Raw genomic sequence first — 24,054 nt, forward strand, 5'->3', positions numbered from 1 at the left:
GTGTTCATATGAAGTCCCTCCCACCTGAAATGAGACAGATCCTCGGGGACTGCTACCCCCATATAAGGGAGCTGAACCCTGCCCAGAGGAGTGCCATTGAAGCGGGTTACCTTGAATCAGAGGACAACTACATAATAGCCATACCCACCGCCAGCGGAAAGACCCTCCTGGGTATCATTGCAGCCCTGAAAACGGTCATGGAAGGTGGGCGCGTGATCTACACAGTGCCCCTTCTATCCATCCAGAACGAAAAGATAAAGGAATTCCGCGAACTTGAAGAACACGGTATAAGGGTCGGTAAGGACCCGCGGACCTCTGACATCGCGGTCATGGTCTTTGAATCCTTCGACAGCCTCACCAAGTTCTCATGGAATATCCTCCGGGAGGTTGACCTCCTCATCGTTGATGAATTCCACATGATAGGAGAGTACACGAGGGGCCCGGTAATCGAGTCTGCAATTACAAGGGCAAGGACCCTGAATCCATCAGTACGTATAGTTGCACTCTCTGCAACCCTCTCAAATATGGATGAGATAGCCGGATGGCTCGACGCAAGGGTTGTGGAGCACGACTACCGGCCTGTTCCCCTTCATCGGGAGGTCCTTGACACTGAGATGTTCGGGGTCAGGGAAAAGAACGATGTTGTCCTCAAGGTTCTTGAGAGGTCCCTTGAGGATGGGAGCCAGACCCTCGCCTTCGTATCCACCAGGAGGTTCACAGAGTCCCTCGCATCCCACCTTGCAGATAAGATATCAGGGAGGATACCTGTTGACATGGTGGAGAGGTTCCGGGAGGTGGCCGGGAAGGTTCTTGAGGTTCCAAAGTCCAGGGGATCCCCTCCAACCTCCACCTGCCTGAAACTTGCAGAATGCCTGGAGGCAGGGATCGCATTCCACCATGCAGGACTCTTCAACAGGCAGCGGGAGATAATAGAGGATGAGTTCAGGGATGGGAATATACTGATGATAACCGCCACCCCCAGCCTCATGTACGGAGTCAACCTCCCATCAAGGACAGTTGTGATAAGGGACTACACAAGGTGGACGAGTCAGGGCCCCAGGAGGATCCCTGTATTTGATTATGAGCAGATGTCTGGTAGGGCCGGGCGGCCCCAGTATGATGATGCCGGCTACTCCTACCTCATAGCCAGGAGCCATGATGAGGCCCTGGATCTGGAGGAGTACTACATCAGGGGTGAAGTCGAGAGGACCACCTCACGCATCATAGAGAACAGGGACGCCCTTTACAGACAGATAATTGCACAGGTCGCCTCCGGTCTCTCAGGAACCACGGAGGAGCTGGCAGATTTCTTCAGGAACACATTCTATGGTTACCAGATGGTTGAGGGTCCCTTCAGTGATTCATTCGGGATGGACGCTATCCAGTATGAGGTCGAGAACGCCACAGAGTACCTTATGAGGAACAGAATCCTCTACCCTGGCCCTGAAGGATTCTCAGCAACAGAGTTCGGTCTCCTCATAGCAAAATCCAATTACAGTGTGGAGACAGCCATCAAACTCCACCAGTTTGCATCAGAGATGGATGAGATGGACATATACCGCCTCATCTATGAGATAACAAGGACACCTGACATGCCCCTGATATCATTCAAGGGGAGGAAGAGCCGGGACCCTGTCCGTGATAAGCTGATGGAACATGGGCTCTTCCTCATGGACGTCGGGAACGAAGAGGCGACGGCAGCTGCTCTGATTGAGTGGATCAATGAGAGAACAGAATATGAAATAGAGAATGCGTTTCATGTTTACGCTGCTTCAACGAGGCGCTCGGCCTACGAAGCCTCAAAAATCGTTAAATTCTTTGGTAAGATCTGCGAGATAATGGGAGTATACAGGCACTCCAGTCAACTCGAAATTCTTTCTGCAAGGCTCTATTATGGTGTGAAAGAGGATGCCATACCCCTTGTGGTTGGTGTGAGAGGGCTTGGAAGAGTCCGGGCCCGTAGGATCATCAAAACCTTTGGTGAGGATCTGCGACATGTGCGGGAAGATGAACTTAAACGTATTGATGGAATCGGACCAAAAATGGCAGAGGCTATTAGAAGGTACTGTGAAAGGTTCTGATGCCCTCATAATGGCTCTGAGGAACATGGCAGCCACTCTAGGTGTGTATGATCTGATGGAGGTGCGTGTCTTCCTAGAAAGGAGTTGCAGATTTGTTCAGGAGAGATACAGGGCAATATATGTGGATGCATATATGTCCATGGTCGTCGACTCCGTGCTTGACCTTAAGGCAGGGTTCTCAGGGACGCCTGAAATGGATGATGCACGTTACAGCCTCAGGGATGCCCTTAAAAGGCTGGATGAAATCCATGCTCCGGAAATTGTTGGTTTAACAGTTTTATACAGAACCTATGTTAAGGGGGAACCGCTGCACCCTCCAGGAACACCATTTCCTGGAGGTTTTGAGGTTGAAAAAAAGGATGGTGTCCACTACTGTCCAGTTAAGGATAAACAGAGTGATAACCCGGAAGCCCTATGTGATATCTGTATCGCCAGACAGAGCCCCCTTCCCTGATCTTCCAGGAGGATTCAGCCCTTGTCTACTGTGATAAATAGGGATACCTCCAGCACATCAGAAATACCCCGAAATCGTCCGGAGTGCAGGTCGTGAGCAGATGATAAGAAGCAGTGATATTCCAGAAAAGATGACAGAGATGCAGCTCCTTGAAATGCTTAAAAAGGAGGCCTCCTCTGTCCATATAAAGGATATAATGAGTGCATCGGTCTACCTGAGGGAGGACGCCAGGTACCTGCCGCCCAGGGAGCAGAAGGAGTTCATCGAAAGGTTCACCAGGGCCTTCTTTAACAGGATACGGGATATAAAGAATGATAAAAACATCTACCAGGGTCATGTTGACACCGCAGGGTTAAAGGAATTCATAGACTTCCTTGACCAGCAGTTAAGCCAGGCAAAAACAGAAAATGAAAGGTGCTTTCAGAAGATCGCCCGTATAATAACAATCTACGTCACATTCGTAAGGAAGGAACCCGTTCATCCAGTGGGGACCCGCTTTCCCGGTGGTTTCACGGTTAGAAGGGAGGGAAATGTCTTCTACTGTCCTGTCAAGGACAGACAGATAAACACTCCCGGTGCCCTCTGCCGTTTCTGTGTCAGCATCCAGGACCCTGATATCTCCTGATATGTCAGGAGACCCGTACCAGAAGCCTGAAAGCAGGTTATTCTCTCTTCTTATTTCCTAATACATCAGGAGACCGATTCCATCAATTACCAGTGATAGGCCTATCAGGAAGGCCAGGAATACCGGGTTGCTTACGAATATCCCCAGGATTATATAGATGAATCCCAGAACCACAACAGATATGGCTGCAGCCCTTCCAGCCCTGTGTTCCCTTGAGAAAAGAGCTGTTATACCTGCAATTATAAGGATTATACCCGTTATGTATATCCAGAACGCCGCTAGGAAACTGAAGAGAGCCACATTACCTGCAATGGTCGCTGCAACGATTACACCAAGCACCCCCAGCAGAATGTAGAGCACCCCTGCTCCCCTGTTAACCTTCCATGTTCCAGAACCAAGCAGGAAGAGCCAGATAGCAACAAAGAGCACTGCCACACCAGTGAGGACACTCAGGGTAAATACTGAGAACACAGGAAAAAGAATCACAAGGATCCCCAGGATCAGAGATATGAGGCCTGGAATCTTTGTATCAGACACACTTTCACCCCCCTTCATTGTATATACTAATATGAATTTAATAAGAGGTCAAATCCAGACAGAAAAATCAGTAGATGGTTCAGCAAGAAAAGAAAAGGTGATGCAGATCAACCACCACCATCACATACCTCTGAACCCATATCCACATCCTCAAAGTCTTCCTTCATCTTCCTGATGCGGTCAATGGTGTCACCGCGACCCCCCTTCCTGACCGCCCTCCGGAGTTCGGATTTATCCACAACCTCCAGGTATCCTGTATTGTACCAGAGGTCTGAGTCCTCAAGGCGGACCCATCCCTCGCCATCCTCAACCTTGATGGCTGAGATCTCACCGGTGGTCCCTGTTCCAGTGTAACGTACAGCCATTCCCACCGTCAGAACATTTCCGTTTATGTCCTTTACCTCCATGCCATTCACCCCTCATTCAGGGGATATCTCCATGGACTCCTCCTCTTCGGGGGCCTCCTCTGCCTCATCTGCAGCTATTGCAAGGACGACGTAATCGCCGACCCGGCTGACACTCTCCATATCAACGATGAAGGTCCTCTGCTTGAGGGACAGTTCACCCTTGGATATTATGAGGGACTTTATGAGGCCCTCCTCAGGATCCACCTCCAGGTCAGAGACCTTACCTATCTCCATTGCATTTTTATCCAGCACCTTAAGACCGAGGAACTCCGTCACCTTCATTTGAACACCATGAAATGTTATGTCAGTCATGCTATAAAAAATGATTTATTCATAGCACCCCATATAATAGAACATGACTTCAGTTAAAATATTCAGTGTCTCAGGGATACCCATTGAACTCGATTTCTCATTTCTACTGCTGATGCTGTTCATATACATCCTCGCCTACCTTGGATTCCTCTCAGTGAACCTTGCAGTTCTAATAACCCTTGTATTTGTAACCGTGGTGATACATGAACTGGCCCACTCCTACGTTGCCCTGAGGTTCGGTGTGAAGATAAAGAGCATACTTCTGCTCCCCATCGGTGGGGTTTCAAGGATGGAGGAGATACCCCGCATCCCACGCCAGGAGTTCATGATATCAATCGCCGGGCCCCTCACAAATATACTCATGGCCCTCATCACAGCGGTCCCGCTCCTGTTTGGTCTGAAAGGAGCTGCTGCAAGTTTCGCAGGTGACTTCCTTGCTGTGAACCTGCTTCTTGCAATCTTCAACCTCATACCTGCCTTCCCGATGGATGGTGGCCGTATACTGAGGGCCATCCTGGCTGCGAGACTGAATTACATCAGGGCCACCCGGATAGCTTCGAACCTCGGAAAAATCATAGCGGTCCTGATGGCCGTAACCGGTCTCTTCTACAACTTCTTCCTGATACTCATCGGCTTCTTCATCTACATCGGAGCAGAGCAGGAGTACCAGGCAACCCTCATCTCATCACTCCTGGAGGGTGTCAGGGTGGCAGATGTTATGACAGAGAACCCTGTGACTCTTCACCCTCATATGACGGTTAAGGAGGCCCTCGATGTGATGTTCCGTGAAAAGCACATGGGTTATCCTGTGACCGAGGCCGGTGAACTGAGGGGTATTGTTACCTTCCATGATATATCTGATGCCAGCAGGGACCTCAGGGTGGAGGATGTCATGACAGGGGACGTTGTCACAGTGCGAGATGATGAGGAGGTTACAGGAGCCCTTGAGAAGATGAACCGGCTGCAGCTTGGAAGGCTCCCTGTGATGAGGGACGGTAAACTCACAGGTATAATTTCAAGAACAGATATAGTCAGAACACTCAACCTGATGAACAAAAAAACAGAATAACCAGGATCAAAAAACTCGAGCGATGAAAAACCGAATGGATATGATGTACAGAATGGATGAACACCGATAAACAGGGGATCAGGATCATGAAGGACGCGTCACGCCTCATAATCAATGGAATAATTTCAGGTGAAATAAGGACAAGGAAGGACCTTGAGAGGTTCAAGCACAGGGTCTGCCGTGAAATGGGACTTGAGAGATTCATGAGCAACTCTGAAATCCTTGAACATGCGACTCCGGAGGAGAAAAAGGTTATAGAGGGCCTCTTGAGAAAAAAACCCACAAGGACCATCTCAGGGGTTGCTGTCGTCGCTGTAATGTGCCAGCCCCGGGAATGCCCCCATGGGAGGTGCCTGTACTGTCCAGAGAGTGAAAAGGCACCTCCCAGTTACACTGGAGAGGAACCTGCAGCCCTGAGGGCCAGGATGTACGATTTCCACCCCTACAGGCAGGTTTACAACCGCCTGGAGCAGCTCCACAGCATAGGTCACCCCGTGGATAAGGTTGAACTCATAGTTATGGGGGGGACCTTCCCCTCCCACAGCCTCTGCTACCAGGAGTGGTTCATCTCCATGTGCCTCAAGGCCATGGTGGACTTCGGGGCGGAACTCAGGGGCATCAGGGTGGATGTGCCAGAACACCATGGATACGTGAAGGTTGAGGACGCCCAGAGACTAAACGAGTCCTCGCCGGTGAGATGCGTTGGCATGACCTTCGAGACAAGACCAGACTACTGCAGGGAGGAGGACGTGGACAGGATGCTGGGCCTGGGAGTTACCAGGGTCGAGCTGGGAGTTCAGACCATATACAACTACATCTACCAGCGGATCAAGAGAGGCCACAGCATAAGGGATGTGGTGGAATCCAACAGGATCCTCAGGGACTCCGGGGTGAAGGTTGCCATGCACCTGATGCCTGGCCTGTTCTCAGACTTTGAAAGGGACCTGCGCATATTCAGGAGGATATTCAGGGACCCCTCCTTCAGACCGGATATGATCAAGATATATCCCTGCCTTGTGACCCGTGGCAGCGAACTCTACAGCCTATGGGAGAGGGGCCTCTATAAGCCCTACTCCACTGAGGAGGCGGTTGAACTTATCGTGGAGATAAAGAAGATGATGCCGAAGTGGGTGAGGACCATGAGGATACAGAGGGATATTCCCTCACAGCTCATAGTGGACGGTGTCAGGAAGTCCAATCTCGGTGAAATGGTCTACAGGCGCCTGGAGGAGGAGGGGGTGAGGTGCAGGTGTATAAGGTGCCGTGAGGTTGGACACATGTCAAGGAGGGGTGTGAGGGTCGACGAGGATGCTGTTACCCTCATGGTGGAGGAGTACGCAGCCACCGGGGGGCGGGAGTTCTTCCTCTCCCAGGAGGACCCTGAAAATGACGTCCTTGTGGGTTTCCTGAGGCTGAGGTTCCCATCAGAGGAGGCCCACCGCCCCGAGGTCGATGATAAAACAGCCCTTGTAAGGGAACTGCATGTATACGGTTCAATGCTCCCCATAGGAGAAAGGGGAGATGCCGTTGGTCAGCACAGGGGCTACGGTGAGGAGCTACTTGCAAGGGCAGAGTCCCTGGCTGCTGATAATGGAATGGAGAAGATACTTGTAACAAGTGGGATAGGTGCCCGTGAATACTACAGCAAATTCGGATACCTGAAGGAGGGCCCCTACATGGCAAAGAAACTTTAGGTGGTTAAAATGAATGTGGAGACAAGGGAGGAACTTGCATCACTTATAGACCACACCAATGTGAGGGCTGATGCAACAGAAAATGATATTGAGAGGCTATGCAGGGAGGCGGTCAGCTACGGCTTCAGGTGCGCGGTGGTCACACCCACCAATGTCAGGCTGGCGGCTGAACTCCTTGAGGGGACCGATGTGACGGTCTGCTCAGTTGTTGGTTTCCCGGCAGGCGTCAGTACACCCCGCGTTAAGGCCCTTGAAGCCTCTGAGGCCGTTGAGAACGGGGCCGGTGAGGTGGACATGGTCATGAATATCGGGGCCATGAAGTCAGGCAATAGGGAGCTCGTATACAGGGATATCAGCGGCGTTGTTGATGCCGCCGGCGTCCCCGTCAAGGTTATACTTGAAACAGCCTATCTCACAGACAAGGAGAAGGTTGAAGCCTGCCTTATAAGTAAAGAGGCCGGTGCGGCATTTGTTAAAACATCAACAGCCTATGGTGGACTAGCCGGCGCCACAGTTGAGGATGTGATGCTCATGCGGAAAACGGTGGGTGATGAGATGGGAGTCAAGGCATCTGGGGGAATAAGGGATCTTGAAACAGCCCTTGCGATGATAGATGCTGGGGCAGACAGGATCGGGACATCAACCGGTGTACAGATAATCGAGGGATGGAGGTAGTGGCTGGTGAGGACCATGAGGATAAGGATAACCGTTGAGGGTAAGGGCCATGCCACCGGTGAACTTGATGATAGAAACCCCGAATCTGCAAGGAGAATCTATGATAGCCTTCCTATTGAGGGGAGGGCCCTCCTCTGGATGGAAGAGGTCTACTTTGACATACCCCTCGACCTTGACTATGAGAACCCCTCTGATAGTGCCTCCCCTGGTGACATCTCCTACTGGCCGCCCGGTTATGCCCTGTGCATCTTCTTTGGATCAACACAGCCCTATTCACCTGTGAACCACATAGGCAGGGTAACCGAAAACCTTGAGCTCTTCTTCAGTGTGGATGAGGGTGACAGGATAATAATAGAAAGGGAAGAGTAACCTTCTGAAAGGGGGTGAGCCTCCCTGAATTCCTCCCAATAGGAAGGGAAGTAGATCTATTACAATAGAAAAGGAAGGGTGTATCCGGGGAGAATTACATTACGGATGTGCTAGACATCCTCTATCTCACGGTAAAGGGTGTCCCTTCTTGCAGGGATCCTTCCTATGTCCCTCACAACCCTTATTATTTCTTCAGGCTCTGTCCTCACACCATGTGATGCCCCGGCGGACCTTGAAATGTTCTCCTCACCAAGCGTGCCCCCTATGTCATTGGCACCTGAAAGGAGGGCCACCTGAGCAAATTTGAATCCCAGTTTAACCCATGAGGCCTGTATGTTCTCAATGAGACCCCTGAACATGAGCCTGGATATTGCATAAACCTTGAGGTCGTCTGCACCCGTTGCTCCGGGCATTGCCAGCCCCTCACGGTAGATGGGTGCGTGTGGGTGCATGAAGGGGAGGGGTACGAACTCTGTAAAGCCCCCGGTCTTCTCCTGGATCCTCCTCAGTATATCCATGTGCTCAACACGGTGTTCAGGCCCGTCTATGTGACCATACATCATTGTGCAGGTGGTGGGTATTCCCACACGGTGAGCTGTCTCTATGACCTCAACCCATTCAGCGGTACTCAGCTTGGTGGGGCATATGACTGCCCTGACATCATCATCCAGTATCTCTGCAGCTGTTCCTGGCATTGAACCAAGGCCAGCCCTCTTAAGTATTTTCAGGGCCTCTTCAACCGTTAATTCAGCATTCTGAGCCCCATAATAGACCTCCATTGGGGAAAAGGAGTGGAGGTGGACATCCGGAAACTCGGATTTTATGGCCCTTATGAGGTCCTCGTAGAAGTAGGTGTCGAGTCCCGGGTAGAGACCTCCCTGTATGCACAGCTCCCTGGCCCCGTTCTCAATGGCCTCTGCTGCGATTTCAAGGATCCTTCCTGTTTCAAGGTAGTATGAGTCACCATCCACAGCATCCCTTTTGAATGCACAGAACCCGCACTGCCCCGAGCATATGTTGGTGAAGTTTATATTCCAGTTCTCGATGTAGGTTATCCTGTCACCGGCTTCAGCCTCCCTAACCATATCTGCAGCTATCATAAGGGCCTGGAGATCCCTGCCGGTTACTCCCATCAAATAAAGGGCTTCTTCCTTTGTGATTGGCTCATCCATCGCCTTCTGAAGTATTTTTTTTGTGCGGGTTTTGATGTTCATGGTGCCAAACATGCGATTTAGTATCTGGTTATGCAAGTTTAAAATTTTTGGTTTTGGTGAGATCCACACCCATTCAACCCCATATGGTCCATGTGGTCCATTAATCACCCGTAACCAATAAATTTAAATATTAGAGCGTACCAGCTTAATTTGGAGGTGAAATTATGGCTGAATTACCAATTGCACCAGTAGGTAGAATAATAAAAAATGCCGGTGCCCAGAGAATAAGTGATGATGCAAAAGAGGCTTTAGCAAAGGCCCTTGAAGAAATGGGTGAAGAAATCTCACGCAAAGCCGTTGAACTTGCAAAACACGCCGGCAGAAAAACTGTTAAAGCCACAGACATAGAAATGGCCGCTAAACAGTTATAATTAGGTATTATTACTACTATTTATTTATTTTTAGGGACACTGCAAATTTTAATCTAATTTTAGGGCCTCTGCTTCCTGATTGTATCTCCATTCACCTTCTGTATCTGCAATAAAGATATATAACTGAGGATAATATATTATTACTGGTATAAGCAGTGAGGTGATTTTTTATGTCAACAATGGATAACCTGAAGGAAGCCTTTGCAGGGGAGTCCCAGGCAAACAGAAAGTACCTTGCCTTTGCAAAGAAGGCAGATGAAGAGGGATACCACCAGGTCGCAAAGCTCTTCCGTGCAGCCGCGGCGGCAGAGACCGTCCATGCAATGAACCACCTTGATGCCATGGATGCTGTCAGGAGTACCGAGGAGAACCTCCGGGAGGCAATAGAGGGAGAAACAGCTGAATTCGAGGATATGTACCCCGGTTTCATTGAGGAGGCCGAAGCCGAAGGTCATGAACAGGCCCGCTGGAGCTTCGACGTTGCAAACAGGGTTGAAAAGATCCATGCAGAGCTATACAAGAAGGCCCTGGAGAACCTTGGAAGTAACGTTGAGGTGGACTACTACGTCTGCAACTGGTGCGGTAACACCGTTGAGGGCGAGGCTCCTTCAAGGTGCCCTATCTGTGGAGCTCCAAAGGACGAATTCAAAAAGATAGATTAACCTAAACCTTTCTTTTATGCCGCAGCAGATTAAAGGCACAGAAACTTTGTATTAAATACCCTAACCCGAATTATTGAGGACCGGGCCCTTCTCTGTAAATGTTATCCTGAATGTTGTTCCCCCATCTGAAATCATCTCGACCTTCCCATCGATCTGTTTGGTGAGGCTTCTTACAAGCTGCAGTCCGAGTGATGGGCTGCTCTCCCAGTCAATATCCTCTGGAAAACCTGCGCCATCATCACTGACCTCAAGGGTAACCGTGCCGTTCCTCTTCCTGAGGGAAACCGTTACCATGCCCTCCCCATCAGGGAATGCATGCTTCACGGCATTTGTTAAAAGTTCATTGACTATGAGGCCCAGGGGGACAGCCGTCTCCACATCAACCTTTAATTCATCTATCTCCAGCTTCAGCAGGATACGTGAATCTGCAGAGTAACTCCTGAATATCTCCGATGCGAGTCTACCCAGGTATTCTGCAAGGTCAATGTTCTTTAGATCCTCTGAACGGTAAAGTCGCTCATGGATCAGGGCCATGGACCGGGTCCTGTTTTCGCTCTCCCTGAAAAGATCCATGGTCTCCCTGTCCTTGGCCTGTCTGGACTGGAGGCTGAGGAGGCTTGAGATTATCATGAGGTTGTTCTTGACTCTGTGGTGGATCTCCTTGAGGAGAAGTTCCTTCTCAGCAAGGGACTTCTCAAGCATGCTCTGGGTCCTCTTGAGGTCAGAGATGTCATTTAATACAATCAGGAGGCATTCCCTTCCCTCTGCGTGTATGAGCTTGTTGTATATCCTCACGGTGTATTCCCTTCCAGATAGATCTGTAAGGACCATCTCATAGGGTTCCAGAGTGCCATCCCTCTCTATCACCTCAATTTTGGACCTGAATTCCGTCTTAACATCATCAGAAAGGAATTCCAGTTCATAGATGGATCTTCCCCTCAGTTCCCCTGATGGAATTCCTAGGGTCCCGGCGAGGGTTGAGTTCACATCAAGTATCCTCCCATCCTCAGGATCCAGGAGGAGTATGTATTCTGGTGAGAGGTTGAAGAGTGATCTGTATTTCTCCTCACTCTCCCGCAGTCTCCTTTCGTTCTCCAGTCTCTGGGTTATATCCCTTGCAACCGATACAGCCACCTTCATCTCCCCAAGTTCAAGTAGCCTTGAGTTAACCTCAACAGGTATCCTCCTGCCATCCCTGGAGATATAGGTTCTGTTGAATGTCACACTCCCATTTCTGAGGAGGTTTTTTATGATATCATATGACTGTTCCCTGCTCGCCCCCATATCAGCGGGTGTCATGCTGAGGAATTCATCCCTGGAATAGCCCAGCTTTTCAACTGCCGCCCTGTTAACCTCAATATATTTACCGGGAAGACCATTTTCCCTGATCTCCACGATGGTTATTATGTCCTCAACTCCATCGAAAACCGCTCTGAATTTTCTTTCACTTTCAAACAAGGCATTTTCTGCCATTTTTCTTTCAGTTACATCCCTTATGACGGCTGTTATAAATTTTTCATCCATATAATTCCAGCTGAAGACAGATATCTCCACCGGCACCCTTGTTCCATCCTTCCGTACACCCTCAACATCTGTTACCATGATGGAAATTTCTCTGTCAAGAATCCTGTTGAAATCGTGTTTTTCAAGGTTTTCCTCTGTGATTATGGTGTCGATGTGCCTACCCATCATTTCAGCTGCTCTGTAACCAAATATCTTCTCCGCTGCACTGTTCCATGATACAATACTCCCATTCCCATCAACGGTTATTATGGCGTCCCTTGCAGATTCGACTATTGTCCTGTATTTCTCCTCACTCTCTGCCAGTGCCTCCTCTGATTCCCCAATGGACTCTGATAGGATCACGGTGATGGCATTCACAAATAACATCACAGACAGACGCATGACATCATCCTGGAATCCACCGAGGGATGCGAGGGCATGAGTCACAAGGAGCACGGTGCCAAGAAAGGCCGTCACTATGAAGGACCTTCTCCTGAACCATACCGCAGCGAATACCATGGGTATGTAAAAGAGGTGGGTGAATACTATCTCAACGCCGAGGATCATGTGAAAGTAGATAGTGGTTGCTGCGCAGAGTATGGTGAGTACTGTGACAATTACCAGCCGGGCTCTTCTATTCCAGTATGATTGTATCTTTTCTGCAACAGGAAGACTCTTGTAGGTCAAGAAACATCCCCCATCAAAGTGTACCAGCTTAATCAGATGATGATGTTAAATGTGTTTATGGTTTTTAAGCTACATTATTCACAAGGTTGTACTTAAAGTTAAACCATCAAAGTTAACATTAGCTTAAATTGTTCCATGGACAGACATTTACCAGTGAATATCTAACATAATCTGATGGGATAAATGAATCTTCAACACTCCAATTCAAAATTGTATCTGTGCAGGAACTCCACCTGAGCTAATGTGTCCACCACACCCTTTACAGGCATAAAGGGTGCCTTTATCATCAGATCACCCCCCATGAAGGGAAAAGGTTATATATGACCACTTCCATACTTTAGAAGGAACACGGGCCGGTGGTCTAGGGGTATGATACCTCCCTGACACGGAGGTGATCACGAGTTCGAATCTCGTCCGGCCCATCATGCCGTGGTAGTTCAGTTGGGAGAACGCCAGACTGAAGATCTGGATGTCGCTGGTTCAAGTCCGGCCCACGGCACTTATAACCACCTCTATATTTTGAGTAAAGTTTTTTTGAGGCCCTAAAAAATTAATTTATATCAATCTACTTATCAACTGACTCTTAAAAACCAGGTTTCTGTGACCAGCTTATCTGTGTTTATCGGAGATGGAGGTCATCTTCTATTTTTGCGATGGTCTCGTGAGAAGATCCAAAGCATATGCTTAATCATTGAAAACCCATCATTTTAAAAATTAGTCAGGAGAGGGCCGCAGAATCCATTGAATGAGGGATTCTAATCAGCCAGGAGGTATGTCCCTGTGGCATCCCTTATCCTGACCCTCCTGAAGGACCCTGGCTCACCGGTTTCTGTAACAACCGGGATGTACGAACCCGTCCTTCCAATGAAACCCCCCTTCCTTCCCCTCTCAACAACTAGTATCTCCTGGAATGATCCCACCAGCCGTCTGTTTTCCTCCTCAGTTATCCTCATCTTGAGTTCCTCAAGGGCCCTGGAACGTCTGCGGAGTTCCCTGAAGTCTATCTCATCAAGTGAAGATGACCTGGCACGTGGGCGGTGCCGGTACTTTGAAAGGTGTATGAAGCTGGGTTTAACCTCCTCCAGGAGGCTGCATGTATCCATGAAGTCCTCCCACTCCTCTGTGGGGTAGCCAACGATTATGTCCGTTGCGATGGATATGTCGGGGATCTCTGCCCTGAACCTTTCAACAATCATCCGGAACTCATCCACTGTGTGTCCCCTCTCCATATCTGCGAGTACACTGTCACTGCCACTCTGCACCGGGAGATGAAGGAAGCTGTAGACCTTCTCTGATTTGAATGCCTCAACAAGTCCATCAAGATCCCTGAGGACGCTTGCAGGGTGCATCATACCCACACGTATCCTGAAATTCCCGGGGATCCCTGATATCCCCTTTATGATGTCTGAGAGCTTTTCGCCGGTATCCACACCATAGGCGGCTGTGTCCTGTGCTGTGAGCTGTATCTCCCTGCAGCCACTGGCCACTGCCTCCCTTGCCTCACTGATGATGAGGTCCGATGGATAACTCTGGATTCTTCCCCTGGCAAACCGGGTGCAGCAGTAACTGCAGCTACCATTGCACCCCTCACATATCGGTATGATGTGTATAAGGGGATTTGACCTGACCCTTGGGACCTTCACCTTCACATCTGACGTGAATCCGGTTATGCGCTCAACCAGACCATTACTGGCGGCCCTTACAGCCTGCGGCGCCCTTCTCAGCTGGTGTGGCCCAAGCCATGAGGCATCCCCTGAGATGGCTTCAAGTTTAGAGGGGTCTATTTCGACCATGCAGCCAGCCACAACGAGACCCTTCTCAGGGTAGGTCTCCTGTATCTTCTTTATCCTGTTTATAACCTTGTGCTCCGTGGGATGCTTAACATAGCATGTGTTGATAATTATGACGTCAGCATCATCGATTCCTGTGAGCACAGCGCCCTCCTCCCTGAGGACGCCTGCCATGATCTCAGAGTCTGCCTGGTTGAATGTGCATCCAAATGTCTCTATATAAACCCTGATACCATCCATTGGAAATCACTCTTTAAATGTTAACCTGAAAAAAATGGATTTGTGGTCTCCAGTTCAGTGGAATTTCCATCCATGCTTCCCTATCAGCGGGACGAAGGCGACCCCGCCGAGATTTCTGGACCTGTAGTCGTCGGCGGAGGTCCTCTCAATCAGAACCAGTTCCTGATAGAATTTATCAGAACCCACGGGTATTAAAAGTTTTCCCCCTATCTCCAGCTGCTTCATGAGGGGATCCGGGATGTACGGTGCCGCTGCAGTCACGTATATCCTGCTGTAGGGTGCCTCATCAGCGAATCCCTGGCTGCCATCGCCGTGTATGACCGTTATGTTATCGTATCCAAGGCTTCTGAGTTTTCTGCGGGCCCTTTCATAGAGGCTCCCTATCCTTTCAACGGTGTAGAGGTGTCCCTCGGGTCCTATGATTTCAGCTATAACAGCTGCATTGTAGCCGCAGCCGGTGCCTATCTCAAGGACCTTCATCCCGGGTTCAAGGTCAAGGATCTCAGCTATCATGGCAACCATGTGGGGTGCCGATATGGTCTGACCCTCGCCTATGGGGAGTGGCATGTCCATGTAGGCCCTGTGCCTCTCATCCTCAGGGACAAACTCCTCCCTGGGCACCCTCTCCATGGCCCTCCTGACGGCCTCAGATTTTATGTATCCCCTCTCCATGAGGTCCTGAACCATTCTCCTTCTCTCATCCATCATGTGACCACAGCAGATCAGTCCCCGAAAGCCCGGGATCACACCACCCTGTCTGTCAGGTCATGGGTGAACCTCATATTAACCGGGACTCCGTAGATCCTCTTAATGTTGTGTGCGGGTGCTGAGCCCCTCCTTATCATCCTGTCCCCTGTCTTCATGCTCTTTATCCTGAAGACGTGTTCACCGATTTTCAGGACGTCACCAACCCTGAAGATGAAATCCCTGTCGATCTCAACCTTCCTTGAGTAGACCTCACCATGGAGGTCAACCGAGACACCGACACGTGCAGGTGCCTCAAGTGAAACTGCCCATACCGTCTCGATATCGTCTGCAGTGGCCCTATCAACCCTCTTACCACCTTTGAGTTCAAGGGAGGTCACCTCAACCAGTTTGCCTGAAACGGTGATGGCGTCACCTGCAGATAGCTCCTCACCAGGGTACAGTTTCACCTCATCCCGGTAGGATTTCCCGTGCTCACTGACCACTATCCTGTGGCTCCGGGGCTTTTCAATGACGATGCTGTCCCTGAAAACCGTTCCACATTCCTCGCATTCAAGTACAAGGTGCTTTATCTTCCTCGCCCTTGACTCATCGGTTCTGCTCTTCAGGACCCTGAATGATCCTGATCCACAGATAGGGCACTGCATCTCTACCCCTCATCTCCTGATATGCCAGTATTGATTGTTTTGAGGTAGTGATTCACGAGTCCGCCGTCCTCGAGGATTGATAGCATGTACTCATTGAAGGGTTTCATCCGGTATTCACTGCCTGCTGTGAGGTTCCTGATCTGGCCGCTTCTCAGATCGACGGATACTTCATCCCCGTCATCAGCCTCCACCTTCGCCATTATAACAGGTAACCCTATGTTTATGGCGTTTCTGTAGAATATCCTTGCAAAGGATTCGGCTATTATTGCAACCACACCTGCATGTTTCAGGGCGACAGGGGCCTGTTCCCTTGATGATCCGCAGCCGAAGTTGCGTCCGGCGACGATAATGTCTCCCTTCCTGACCTGAGAGGCAAATTCGGGTCTTGCACCCTCCATCACATGGGAGGCCAGTTCATCCAGACTGAAGGTCCTCAGGTAACGGCCCGGTATAATCATATCTGTATCCACGTTGTCACCGAATCTCCATACTCTTCCTCTTATGATTCCTTCCATTGTATCTCCCTTAACCTCGTGTTCTATCTGGTCCATGAAAACATCATCAGTCAGCTCGGGGCTTCATTTTATCATGAAAGCTCCCCTGTTGCGGCCCCCTGTTACTATTATCCTGCCGGGACCCATGGTCTCGGCCACGGCTCCAGCCACATTTCCCGGTTTTTCATCGGTGACCGAGTAGACCGCAGGTCCAAAGGAACTCATACCTGCACCTGGAGCCCCTGCAGATATCATCGAATCTATTATCCTGTCGATGAGGGGGTCCTGGAGTTCCCTTTCGATTCTCTTGAATCCGGTGCCCTGTATCTCGTTGACCGACTCTCCGAAGGCCTCTATGTCCCCCTCAAGGATAGCGGGCATCATCTTCATGAGTATTATGTGGGAGAGCCTCTCAACGTCACGCAGAGGGATGGGGCAGTACTCCTGGAATATGTTAACCTCCCTCCTCCCTGAAACGGATCTGTCGATTTCGGGGATGGCTATTATGATGTTCCACTCCTCAGGAAAATCATACCTTGCAATTACAGGTGGTGGTGAGGCACTTGAGGCAGATGATGGCAGGAAGTCTGACTTCTCCCTGCTGCTGTGGCCTGCATCCACTATGAATCCTCCATCCTCAAAGGACGCCACCCCTATACCTGAGGTTCCTCCCCTTCCCACAATGTGTGCGAGTTCCCTTGCAGTGAACTTCATTCCATGGTACTCTGTTACGAGTCTTGCCGTTGCAAGGGACAACTGGGTCCCTGAACCCAGACCAGAGTGGGCAGGGAACATGCTTCTTACGGTGAAATGAAACTTTTCATCACTCCCTATGTGCTTGAGGGTTCTCGTTGCAGCCTCCATTATCTTTGACCTGTATTCCTCCCTTAGCTTCTCTTCAGCATGAGAGGTGAATTCAACTCCCATATCATCTGAGGCCTCAAGGCCCACTACAAGTTCGGGTTCATTGAGTGTGATCCCGACTCCACCGTCAAGGCGGCCCCTCTCACCGTTGAGGTCTATGAGGGTCAGGTGGAGTCTGGATGGTGTGTTTATGATCAATTCAATTACCACTCCTTAATCCTTTGATTCATTAAGGGGCTTTGCAAAGTGCCTTTCAACATCTGCCCTGTGTATCGAATTCATTGTGCAGAAGGGGACTATGCGACCGTCTGGGAGGGCGTAGTGTATGACGCACCTCCTGACCCTGTCGATGTCAAAGTTCCATGGGTCCATGAAGTGCATGCATGATATAAGTAGGGTGTTGTAGTGGAACTCACCGAGGGCAGTGTAGGACCTCTCCTTGAATATGGATGTGAGTATTCTCTTTATATCCACTGATTCCGGGGCCTCTGATTTATCCAGGGTTTTCGGGAGTTCTATTGCTGATCTTGCAATCACCTTTGCCTTTGCAGCTATTCCTCCCTCCTCGATTTCATCCTTACCCTTCTCGAGGACCTCAAAGAACCTGTCGACATCGATGAACCTTGTTATTGGAATTATCTTACCGTCCTCTATGAATATGTAGGTTGCTGTCCCGCAGTGCTGGTGGCATGTGAAGGTTACCTGGGGTTCTCCCTCAATGGCAGCCACGAAGTCAGATATCGGGCGGACAGATGATGCAGGGTAGAAGTCATCCATGGATATCTCTGACCCTGTCTGTTCCTCCACCAGTTTCTGGAAGTCTGGTATCGTTATGCGCTGTTCCTCGACCCTGTCGGCGGGGGTTCTTCCTGCAAAGGAGACTGGCTGGAAGTTAACGCCCCTTATTATGTCAATGTTGTCAATTGCGAACCTTATGATGTCCCCAACCTGGTTGTCGTTCAGCCCCCTCACCAGTGTCGGCACAAGGACAATGCCAAGACCAACCTTTCTACAGTTCTCTATTGCCTGCAGTTTTATGGGGAGGAGGTTTTTACCTCTGGATGTAATATATGGTTCCTCTGTGACGCCATCGAACTGGAGGTAAACCGTGTTGAGACCTGCCTCCCTGAGTTCAGCTGCAAGTTCAGGTTTACGCGCCAGTCTGACACCGTTGGTGGCTATCTGCACATGGGTGAAGCCCTCCTCCCTTGCAAGTTTCACCAGGTCGACTATGTCCTTCCTGACGGTGGGCTCACCCCCTGCATACTGAATCGCAGGTGTTGGAACCGGCCTGTTTCTGCGGAGATTTCGCAGCATCTCCCTTATCTCTTCATAGGTTGGTTCATAGAGGTAGTTGGACACTGCTGCATTGGCAAAACAGATGGGACATTTAAGATTGCATCGATTGGTGACATCAATAAGACCAAGAACAGTGTGGCTTTCATGTTCAGGGCAGAGCCCACAGTCCAGTGGACATCCCTTCATGGGGTCTGTCTGTGGATTCAGGAGGCCCTCACCTTCCTCATCAAAATCTTCCGCCTTATGGTAGACCTTGGAATTGCTCCAGTAAACATTTTCAAATTTTCCATGTTCCGGGCATTCCTTCCTTATTAGAACCCTGCCCTCGTCCTCAAAGACCTCTGCATCAACCGGTCTGAGGCATTCAGGACAGAGGCTCCTAGTTTTCTTTATTACCACAACAGTCACCTGTTAATCTGGATGTTAAAATGCATTGATCAATTCATCGGCAAATGTTATATATCTGATCCTTGAAATTATCCATGTATCCTCTTCTTTAAATCTAACCCACTCTCGTGGGGTCTTAAAATCTTTGCGAGGTGTACAGTTGAATACCGATATTATCAATATTATAGATGTTCTCTATGTAATATACTTTATGTTACCCGCATATATGGCAAATATAAGTGGTCTCGTCTTTGGTGGGGGTAAGCCCCTTGATATGGGGATAACCCTCGCTGATGGGCGGCGCCTCATAGGTGATGGTGTGACCTGGAGGGGTACCGCTGCTGGTACCTGTGTCGGTTTGGTGGTGGGAGTAATTCAGGGTCTCCTTTCAGGTTCAATGATGACTGGCGCCATCACAGGGCTTTTTCTCGGATTCGGAGCCCTTATGGGTGATGCTGCAGGCAGTTTCATCAAAAGAAGGCTTAAGATAGATAGGGGCAGGCCCGCACCAATTCTTGACCAGCTCGATTTCGTCTTCGGAGCCCTGATACTGGTATCCCCCATTGTTGTGCCACCCATTGATTACATAATCCTCATAATGCTCATTACACTGGTTCTTCATCTCTCAGCCAACATAATCGCCTACCTCCTAGGTATGAAGGACGTCTGGTACTGATGGAATGAATAACCGATAAAAATAATGGGTTTCCTGAGAGGGTGCTGAAGGGGCGTCCTGTGATCTTTTCAGGACAGGGAAAAATGCCCATTTCAGGATTTATTTTTTCTTGAATCATGCGCACAGAAGCAGGGTAAAGAGGACCATGTTTTCAGCCCCCTCCTCAATACACATAAAGCCATCTCACTAATTTATCTTGACGGTTCCACATGGTCCTCCATGCATCAGGAGAGAAGGGAACTGCTACTCCTTAGGAGCTTGATGGTCATGAAAAACACCTCAGGGGGTGATGACCACTCAGGGACCTCATAGACCAGCGTTGGGTACCCTGCAGCTGCCAGGGGCCTTGAGAAGAGCCTTCCTGATGAGCTTCTGTATTTAGTCCTGCCCGAGACCGGGTAATAGTTGAATCCATCCTCCTTAACCCTTTCAGCGATCTCCACGGATGCCCTGTCCATCTGGGGGGTTGCTACATAGAATCCCTCACCGTAGCCAGGTTTATGGGCGTGTGCAATTACAACGAGGTCATAGTCTGACCTCTTTATATCTGGGAGGATGTAGGTGGCTGCAAGACCCTCACCGTTGGCTCTTCCCCTTGAATAATCCTGTGGACTGTCCTCGACGTTGATGCTGTAGATTATAACCTCCACCGGGAGCAGGGCAAATACACGTCCAGCCCACTGGACAGGGGCTATCGATACCTCTTCCCTTGGATGTATGCCAGTTACAATGGCTATCTTTACACTCTGCTCACCGTAGTGGGCGTAGATGTCCCTCGTCACGTACCCCCTTGAATCCGAGCCTATGGTTGAATGCTCAGAGAGGTTCAGTACCACGACTGTGGTAACAAGGACCGCCACAATGGCTGCAAGAACAATCCTTAACCTCATGGAACCAGCTTCGTCTCAGATTTTAAGTCTTCATCATCCCTGGGCCTGGAGATAGTCCTCCATGAGGAGTGCTGTGCCCACTGCAGGTGCCACCACACACTCTTCCTCAGTTAAGAATTCATCCATGGTCCTGCACTCCAGTTCAAGGACCTCTGCAGCCCTCTTTGCCAGTATCTTCATCCCGAGACCCGTTGTAACAACCTCCTCGAGGCCCTCACGTTCTGAAACCTCGGCTATGCCCTCGGCTATCTTGAGGATCTGCTGGTGGTAGATGTACTCTGCAACGTCAAGCACATCACCTGGACTGAGGAGTTCAAGGTCAGCGCATAGAACCCTGGCTATCCTCAGCATGCACTCCTCCACCGATTTCCCGGCCCCATCGGGTGTGCTGCATGTGTAATCTGATTCCCTGATGTTACCCAGTACCCTGTGGACGTCTGCGGTGACTGCGAAGAGTTCAGATGAAACCCTGAACCATTTATCCTGGAGGGGCACCCTGTCAACTATGGTGGCCACGTTGGTCCGGAGTGTCCCTGTGTATACCAGTTCCCCTGTTGAAAGCCTTTCAAGGTCATTCCTACCCCTTGCAGCCTCGAATCCGTCCTTTACAGGTATTATATCTGTTGTGGTACTTCCAACATCAACCATTATGCAGTCACTGCTCATTGCAGATGCTATCTGGGATGTTGCAACCCAGTTGGCTGCCGCTATGTTCATGGGGTCTCCGAGGGCCTCGGATGCATCGACCATCCCTGAGAGACTCACGTATGCAACTGGAACATCGAAGGCCCCCTCCACCCTGTCAATTATATCGGCAACACCGGCAGCCTTGCTGGGGTATGCGTCCACCAGTTCAGCTGTCATGCATACACCCACACCCTCAAGTTCATGAAGGTCATCGCCCACCATCTCGAGGAGTGTCTCTGCAAGTTCGTCCTTTCTGAGCCACATCGGGAGGTACCTGAAATCAACCCTCACCTCCTTCATGTCTCCGTCAGAGCCAAAGTCTATTATGGCCATGTCGGTGTTTGCTCCTCCAATATCAAATCCCGCAATCTTCATGAAACTTCATCTCCATAATCCTGAATCAAGTAGAGTAGATAGAGAATTATATGCAGCGAATCAACAGTACAGATCAGTATCCCATGAAACCTTCATTGACCTCCACAACCATGCCATCGGTGCCCTTCCTGAAGGATGCTGTGCCATTGAATTTAACACCAGAAGGGAGTCTTCCAAGGACAGATTCGAGTATGAGGTGGCCAAGGTTCGCCTCCGCAACCCTCCTGAGCCCTATGTATGGCGTTGTGATCCTGGAGTTTATCTCAACAACGTAGGGCTCATCTGCAAGTATGAGGTCAACACCAACATACCCCCTTAAACCTGGAATGGACTCCACGGCCCTCCTGGCGACGGTGAATGCATCCTCCCTCATCTCATGATCCACCGGTGCGCTACCACCACTGTATTCCAGTTCACTGCCAGCCATGATGATGTCCTGCCTGTTGAGGCTCAGGGGGAGTGCCCTCTCACCGTCGGATAGGAGGCTCACACTCACACTCTCACCCTCAATGAAGTCCTGTATGATCAGGTCTCCTGATAAATCAGGCACATCCCCTGGTTCAATGATCCTTATACCCTGACAGGCGACCCCGTCGGCAGGTTTCACTATGAGCCTTGAAGGGACATCAACGATCTCTTCAGGTTCATAGGTCCCGATGAGGGGGACCCTTCCATCAAGGGCCCTGTATGTCAGCCTCTTATCTGAACATGTCCTCACGGCATCCCCTGATGAACCAAGGAGCAGCACCCCTGATTCCTCAATGATGCGGGTGAGCCTGTAGAGCTCCATACCCTCCTCTGCTGCGATGAACATGCATGCATCGAATCCCTCAAGGTTCTCCTGGAGCCATTCATCCAGATCACCTATGATGGAGGGTCTGAAGCCCGCCCCGATGTCCATATCTGCAAACCTCTCAGAGAGGAGGAACTCAACATCAAAGTCTCTGAAATCTGCAAGAAGGGCCTCCAGCATTGACCGTCCTTCAAGGAATATTTCAGGGTCGTCTATACCTGAGGCGGTGGCATATTCAAAGATAAGGAGCTTCAAGGACGGCCCACACCCCTGAATGTTATACCCCTGGCCCTGAACCTCTCAGGGTCCATGACGGGCCTGGTGCATATGAATATCCCGCCAGGGATCATCTCGGGTGTTATTTCAAGGTACTCTGTGTGGTCTGTCATGAGGACCACGCAATCAGAGTTGAGGGCCTCCTCAAGGGAAACCGGTTCAACACCCATCCCCCTTATGATTTCAGGGCTGACATGGGGGTCGTTCACCAGGACCCTGGCTCCCTCAGAGAGAAGGGCTGCGACCAGCGGCCTTGTCGGTGTCTCCCTTGCATCAGCCACATCACCCTTGTAGGCAACCCCGAGAATCCCCACATTTGAACCCTTGAGGGCCTTACCCCGGGATTCAAGGGTTTCCCTCACGATTTCAAGGACGTGTAGGGGCATGGACTCATTTACCTCCCTGGCCGTCCTTATTAGCCTTGCAGGCACGCCCTTACTCTCCGCCATCTCCACTATGAAGTAGGGGTCTATTGAGAGGCAATGGCCGCCGACACCCGGACCCGGTGTGTGTATGTTCACCCGTGGATGGTGGTTTGCTGCCTCGATGGCGTTTATGGCGTCTATGCCAAGGGCCTCACATATAACCGCAAGCTCATTGGCAAGGGCTATGTTGGTGTCCCTGTAGGTGTTCTCCATCAGTTTAACCATCTCGGCTGTCATGAGGTCATCCACGACTATTACCTCACCGGATGTCATCCTCCTGTAGAGTTCAGCAGCCCTCCGGGCGCTTTCAGGGTCAGCACCCCCTATTACCCTTGCATTGTTCTGCATTTCATGGAGGGTGTTGTTGGGCAGTGCCCTCTCAGGGGTGTAGGCGAGTCCAAAGTCCTCTGAGACCTTAAGACCTGTTTTCTCCAGTATGGGGAGCACCACGTTCTGACAGGCCCCCGGGGGTACTGTGCTCTCCACTATCACAAGGTCCCCCTTTTTAAGGCCCCTGGAGATTGTTTCGGCTGCAGATATCACTGCAGATAGATCTGATGTGTTGTCACTGTTGACCGGTGTTGGCACAACAATTATCATGACCTCTGATTCTGCTGCAGCCCTCTCACCGTCCATGGTGGCCCCCAGATTACCTGTCCCAACGACCTCGGCCACCAGTTCATCAAGGCCCGGTTCAAGGACGGGTGACCTTCCTATGTTAACCTTCTCCACTGTTTCAGGGTTTATGTCAACCCCTGTTACCTTAAAGCCGGCCCTTGCGAATAGTGCCGCTGTTGGAAGACCTATGTGTCCAAGACCAAATACTGCTATCCTCTGATCATCCAT

25 protein-coding genes and 2 tRNA genes are annotated in these 24,054 nt (G+C 50.2%); 12 read left to right on the forward strand and 15 right to left on the reverse strand.

What is annotated here, in order from left to right:
• Positions 1-8 precede the first annotated feature (8 nt).
• The 3 genes from hel308 (at position 9) to MTCT_RS03655 (ending at position 3,160) form a co-directional block, all read left to right on the forward strand.
• On the forward strand, positions 9-2,081 hold the full coding sequence (gene hel308 / locus MTCT_RS03645; protein ID WP_048175506.1) for an ATP-dependent DNA helicase Hel308: 2,073 nt from the start codon (positions 9-11) through the stop codon (positions 2,079-2,081).
• Complete coding sequence (locus tag MTCT_RS03650) at positions 2,068-2,535, forward strand: DUF2115 domain-containing protein (protein WP_048175507.1); 468 nt, start codon at positions 2,068-2,070, stop codon at positions 2,533-2,535. Before hel308 ends, MTCT_RS03650 begins: the two co-directional genes overlap by 14 nt.
• A gap of 100 nt (positions 2,536-2,635) precedes the next feature.
• The gene (locus MTCT_RS03655) at positions 2,636-3,160 is read left to right on the forward strand and encodes a DUF2115 domain-containing protein (RefSeq protein ID WP_048175508.1); all 525 of its coding nucleotides are present in this window, start codon (positions 2,636-2,638) and stop codon (positions 3,158-3,160) included.
• Positions 3,161-3,217: 57 nt separating this feature from the next.
• On the opposite strand, the gene MTCT_RS03660 is transcribed toward MTCT_RS03655, so the two are convergent.
• The 3 genes from MTCT_RS03660 to MTCT_RS03670 all read right to left on the reverse strand — a co-directional run bounded on the left by MTCT_RS03660 (position 3,218) and on the right by MTCT_RS03670 (position 4,386).
• Positions 3,218-3,697 (reverse strand): DUF308 domain-containing protein, encoded by a 480-nt coding sequence (locus tag MTCT_RS03660; protein ID WP_143485761.1) that lies wholly within the window; start codon positions 3,695-3,697, stop codon positions 3,218-3,220.
• A gap of 107 nt (positions 3,698-3,804) precedes the next feature.
• Positions 3,805-4,104, reverse strand: a complete 300-nt coding sequence (locus tag MTCT_RS03665; RefSeq protein ID WP_048060902.1) for a DUF2098 domain-containing protein — start codon at positions 4,102-4,104, stop codon at positions 3,805-3,807.
• 12 nt (positions 4,105-4,116) lie between these two features.
• The gene (locus MTCT_RS03670; protein ID WP_048060903.1) at positions 4,117-4,386 is read right to left on the reverse strand and encodes a PRC-barrel domain-containing protein; all 270 of its coding nucleotides are present in this window, start codon (positions 4,384-4,386) and stop codon (positions 4,117-4,119) included.
• A gap of 73 nt (positions 4,387-4,459) precedes the next feature.
• Here MTCT_RS03670 and MTCT_RS03675 point away from each other — a divergent pair, with 73 nt between their 5' ends.
• From MTCT_RS03675 to MTCT_RS03690, 4 genes are all read left to right on the forward strand, one after another.
• Entirely contained in the window at positions 4,460-5,485 is a 1,026-nt protein-coding gene (locus MTCT_RS03675; RefSeq protein ID WP_010876451.1) for a CBS domain-containing protein, read from the forward strand.
• Positions 5,486-5,571: 86 nt separating this feature from the next.
• Positions 5,572-7,179 carry a tRNA uridine(34) 5-carboxymethylaminomethyl modification radical SAM/GNAT enzyme Elp3 gene (locus MTCT_RS03680; protein WP_048176579.1) on the forward strand — a complete coding sequence of 536 codons (1,608 nt, stop codon included), beginning with the start codon at positions 5,572-5,574 and terminating at the stop codon, positions 7,177-7,179.
• A 9-nt stretch (positions 7,180-7,188) separates the two neighbouring features.
• On the forward strand, positions 7,189-7,854 hold the full coding sequence (gene deoC, locus MTCT_RS03685) for a deoxyribose-phosphate aldolase (protein WP_048060904.1): 666 nt from the start codon (positions 7,189-7,191) through the stop codon (positions 7,852-7,854).
• 15 nt (positions 7,855-7,869) lie between these two features.
• A complete protein-coding gene (locus MTCT_RS03690; protein WP_048176580.1) occupies positions 7,870-8,223 on the forward strand; it encodes a cyclophilin-like fold protein in 354 nt (117 codons plus the stop codon).
• 110 nt (positions 8,224-8,333) lie between these two features.
• Here MTCT_RS03690 and cofH read toward each other — a convergent pair whose 3' ends face one another.
• Positions 8,334-9,449, reverse strand: a complete 1,116-nt coding sequence (gene cofH / locus MTCT_RS03695; RefSeq protein ID WP_048175509.1) for a 5-amino-6-(D-ribitylamino)uracil--L-tyrosine 4-hydroxyphenyl transferase CofH — start codon at positions 9,447-9,449, stop codon at positions 8,334-8,336.
• Between the two features lie 152 nt (positions 9,450-9,601).
• Here cofH and hmtA1 point away from each other — a divergent pair, with 152 nt between their 5' ends.
• Both hmtA1 and MTCT_RS03705 read left to right on the forward strand, forming a co-directional pair.
• Positions 9,602-9,808 carry a histone HmtA1 gene (gene hmtA1, locus MTCT_RS03700; protein WP_010876456.1) on the forward strand — a complete coding sequence of 69 codons (207 nt, stop codon included), beginning with the start codon at positions 9,602-9,604 and terminating at the stop codon, positions 9,806-9,808.
• 170 nt (positions 9,809-9,978) lie between these two features.
• Entirely contained in the window at positions 9,979-10,470 is a 492-nt protein-coding gene (locus MTCT_RS03705) for a rubrerythrin family protein (RefSeq protein ID WP_010876457.1), read from the forward strand.
• Between the two features lie 60 nt (positions 10,471-10,530).
• On the opposite strand, the gene MTCT_RS03710 is transcribed toward MTCT_RS03705, so the two are convergent.
• On the reverse strand, positions 10,531-12,660 hold the full coding sequence (locus MTCT_RS03710; RefSeq protein ID WP_084126179.1) for a PAS domain S-box protein: 2,130 nt from the start codon (positions 12,658-12,660) through the stop codon (positions 10,531-10,533).
• Between the two features lie 350 nt (positions 12,661-13,010).
• Between MTCT_RS03710 and MTCT_RS03715 the strand changes: the two genes are divergently transcribed.
• Positions 13,011-13,082, forward strand: a tRNA-Val gene (locus MTCT_RS03715).
• A gap of 4 nt (positions 13,083-13,086) precedes the next feature.
• A tRNA-Phe gene (locus MTCT_RS03720) sits at positions 13,087-13,159 on the forward strand.
• Between the two features lie 256 nt (positions 13,160-13,415).
• On the opposite strand, the gene MTCT_RS03725 is transcribed toward MTCT_RS03720, so the two are convergent.
• The 6 genes from MTCT_RS03725 to tes form a co-directional block, all read right to left on the reverse strand.
• Positions 13,416-14,690 carry a tRNA (N(6)-L-threonylcarbamoyladenosine(37)-C(2))-methylthiotransferase gene (locus MTCT_RS03725; RefSeq protein ID WP_084126181.1) on the reverse strand — a complete coding sequence of 425 codons (1,275 nt, stop codon included), beginning with the start codon at positions 14,688-14,690 and terminating at the stop codon, positions 13,416-13,418.
• A 54-nt stretch (positions 14,691-14,744) separates the two neighbouring features.
• Entirely contained in the window at positions 14,745-15,398 is a 654-nt protein-coding gene (locus tag MTCT_RS03730; protein WP_173402629.1) for a protein-L-isoaspartate O-methyltransferase, read from the reverse strand.
• A 35-nt stretch (positions 15,399-15,433) separates the two neighbouring features.
• Positions 15,434-16,042 (reverse strand): HVO_0476 family zinc finger protein, encoded by a 609-nt coding sequence (locus tag MTCT_RS03735; protein ID WP_048175510.1) that lies wholly within the window; start codon positions 16,040-16,042, stop codon positions 15,434-15,436.
• Positions 16,043-16,044: 2 nt separating this feature from the next.
• Positions 16,045-16,557 carry a homoaconitase small subunit gene (hacB, locus tag MTCT_RS03740; RefSeq protein WP_048176587.1) on the reverse strand — a complete coding sequence of 171 codons (513 nt, stop codon included), beginning with the start codon at positions 16,555-16,557 and terminating at the stop codon, positions 16,045-16,047.
• A 63-nt stretch (positions 16,558-16,620) separates the two neighbouring features.
• Positions 16,621-17,598, reverse strand: coding sequence for a beta-ribofuranosylaminobenzene 5'-phosphate synthase (locus MTCT_RS03745; protein WP_048175511.1), 978 nt, complete (start codon positions 17,596-17,598; stop codon positions 16,621-16,623).
• 15 nt (positions 17,599-17,613) lie between these two features.
• Positions 17,614-19,098, reverse strand: a complete 1,485-nt coding sequence (gene tes, locus MTCT_RS03750) for a tetraether lipid synthase Tes (protein ID WP_048175512.1) — start codon at positions 19,096-19,098, stop codon at positions 17,614-17,616.
• A 148-nt stretch (positions 19,099-19,246) separates the two neighbouring features.
• Between tes and MTCT_RS03755 the strand changes: the two genes are divergently transcribed.
• Complete coding sequence (locus MTCT_RS03755; RefSeq protein WP_084126185.1) at positions 19,247-19,762, forward strand: CDP-2,3-bis-(O-geranylgeranyl)-sn-glycerol synthase; 516 nt, start codon at positions 19,247-19,249, stop codon at positions 19,760-19,762.
• A 224-nt stretch (positions 19,763-19,986) separates the two neighbouring features.
• Here the strand turns inward: MTCT_RS03755 and MTCT_RS03760 are convergent, their stop codons facing one another.
• The 4 genes from MTCT_RS03760 to MTCT_RS03775 all read right to left on the reverse strand — a co-directional run bounded on the left by MTCT_RS03760 (position 19,987) and on the right by MTCT_RS03775 (position 24,054).
• The gene (locus MTCT_RS03760; RefSeq protein ID WP_048175513.1) at positions 19,987-20,652 is read right to left on the reverse strand and encodes a hypothetical protein; all 666 of its coding nucleotides are present in this window, start codon (positions 20,650-20,652) and stop codon (positions 19,987-19,989) included.
• Positions 20,653-20,685: 33 nt separating this feature from the next.
• Complete coding sequence (locus MTCT_RS03765; protein ID WP_048175514.1) at positions 20,686-21,714, reverse strand: hydantoinase/oxoprolinase family protein; 1,029 nt, start codon at positions 21,712-21,714, stop codon at positions 20,686-20,688.
• 73 nt (positions 21,715-21,787) lie between these two features.
• Positions 21,788-22,762: an ATP-grasp domain-containing protein gene (locus MTCT_RS03770; RefSeq protein ID WP_048175515.1), complete on the reverse strand. Its 975-nt coding sequence runs from the start codon at positions 22,760-22,762 to the stop codon at positions 21,788-21,790.
• Positions 22,759-24,054 carry a nucleotide sugar dehydrogenase gene (locus MTCT_RS03775; protein WP_048175516.1) on the reverse strand — a complete coding sequence of 432 codons (1,296 nt, stop codon included), beginning with the start codon at positions 24,052-24,054 and terminating at the stop codon, positions 22,759-22,761. The genes MTCT_RS03770 and MTCT_RS03775 overlap by 4 nt, the downstream gene beginning before the upstream one ends.

It is taken from the genome of Methanothermobacter sp. CaT2 (assembly GCF_000828575.1).
Lineage (GTDB): Archaea > Methanobacteriota > Methanobacteria > Methanobacteriales > Methanothermobacteraceae > Methanothermobacter.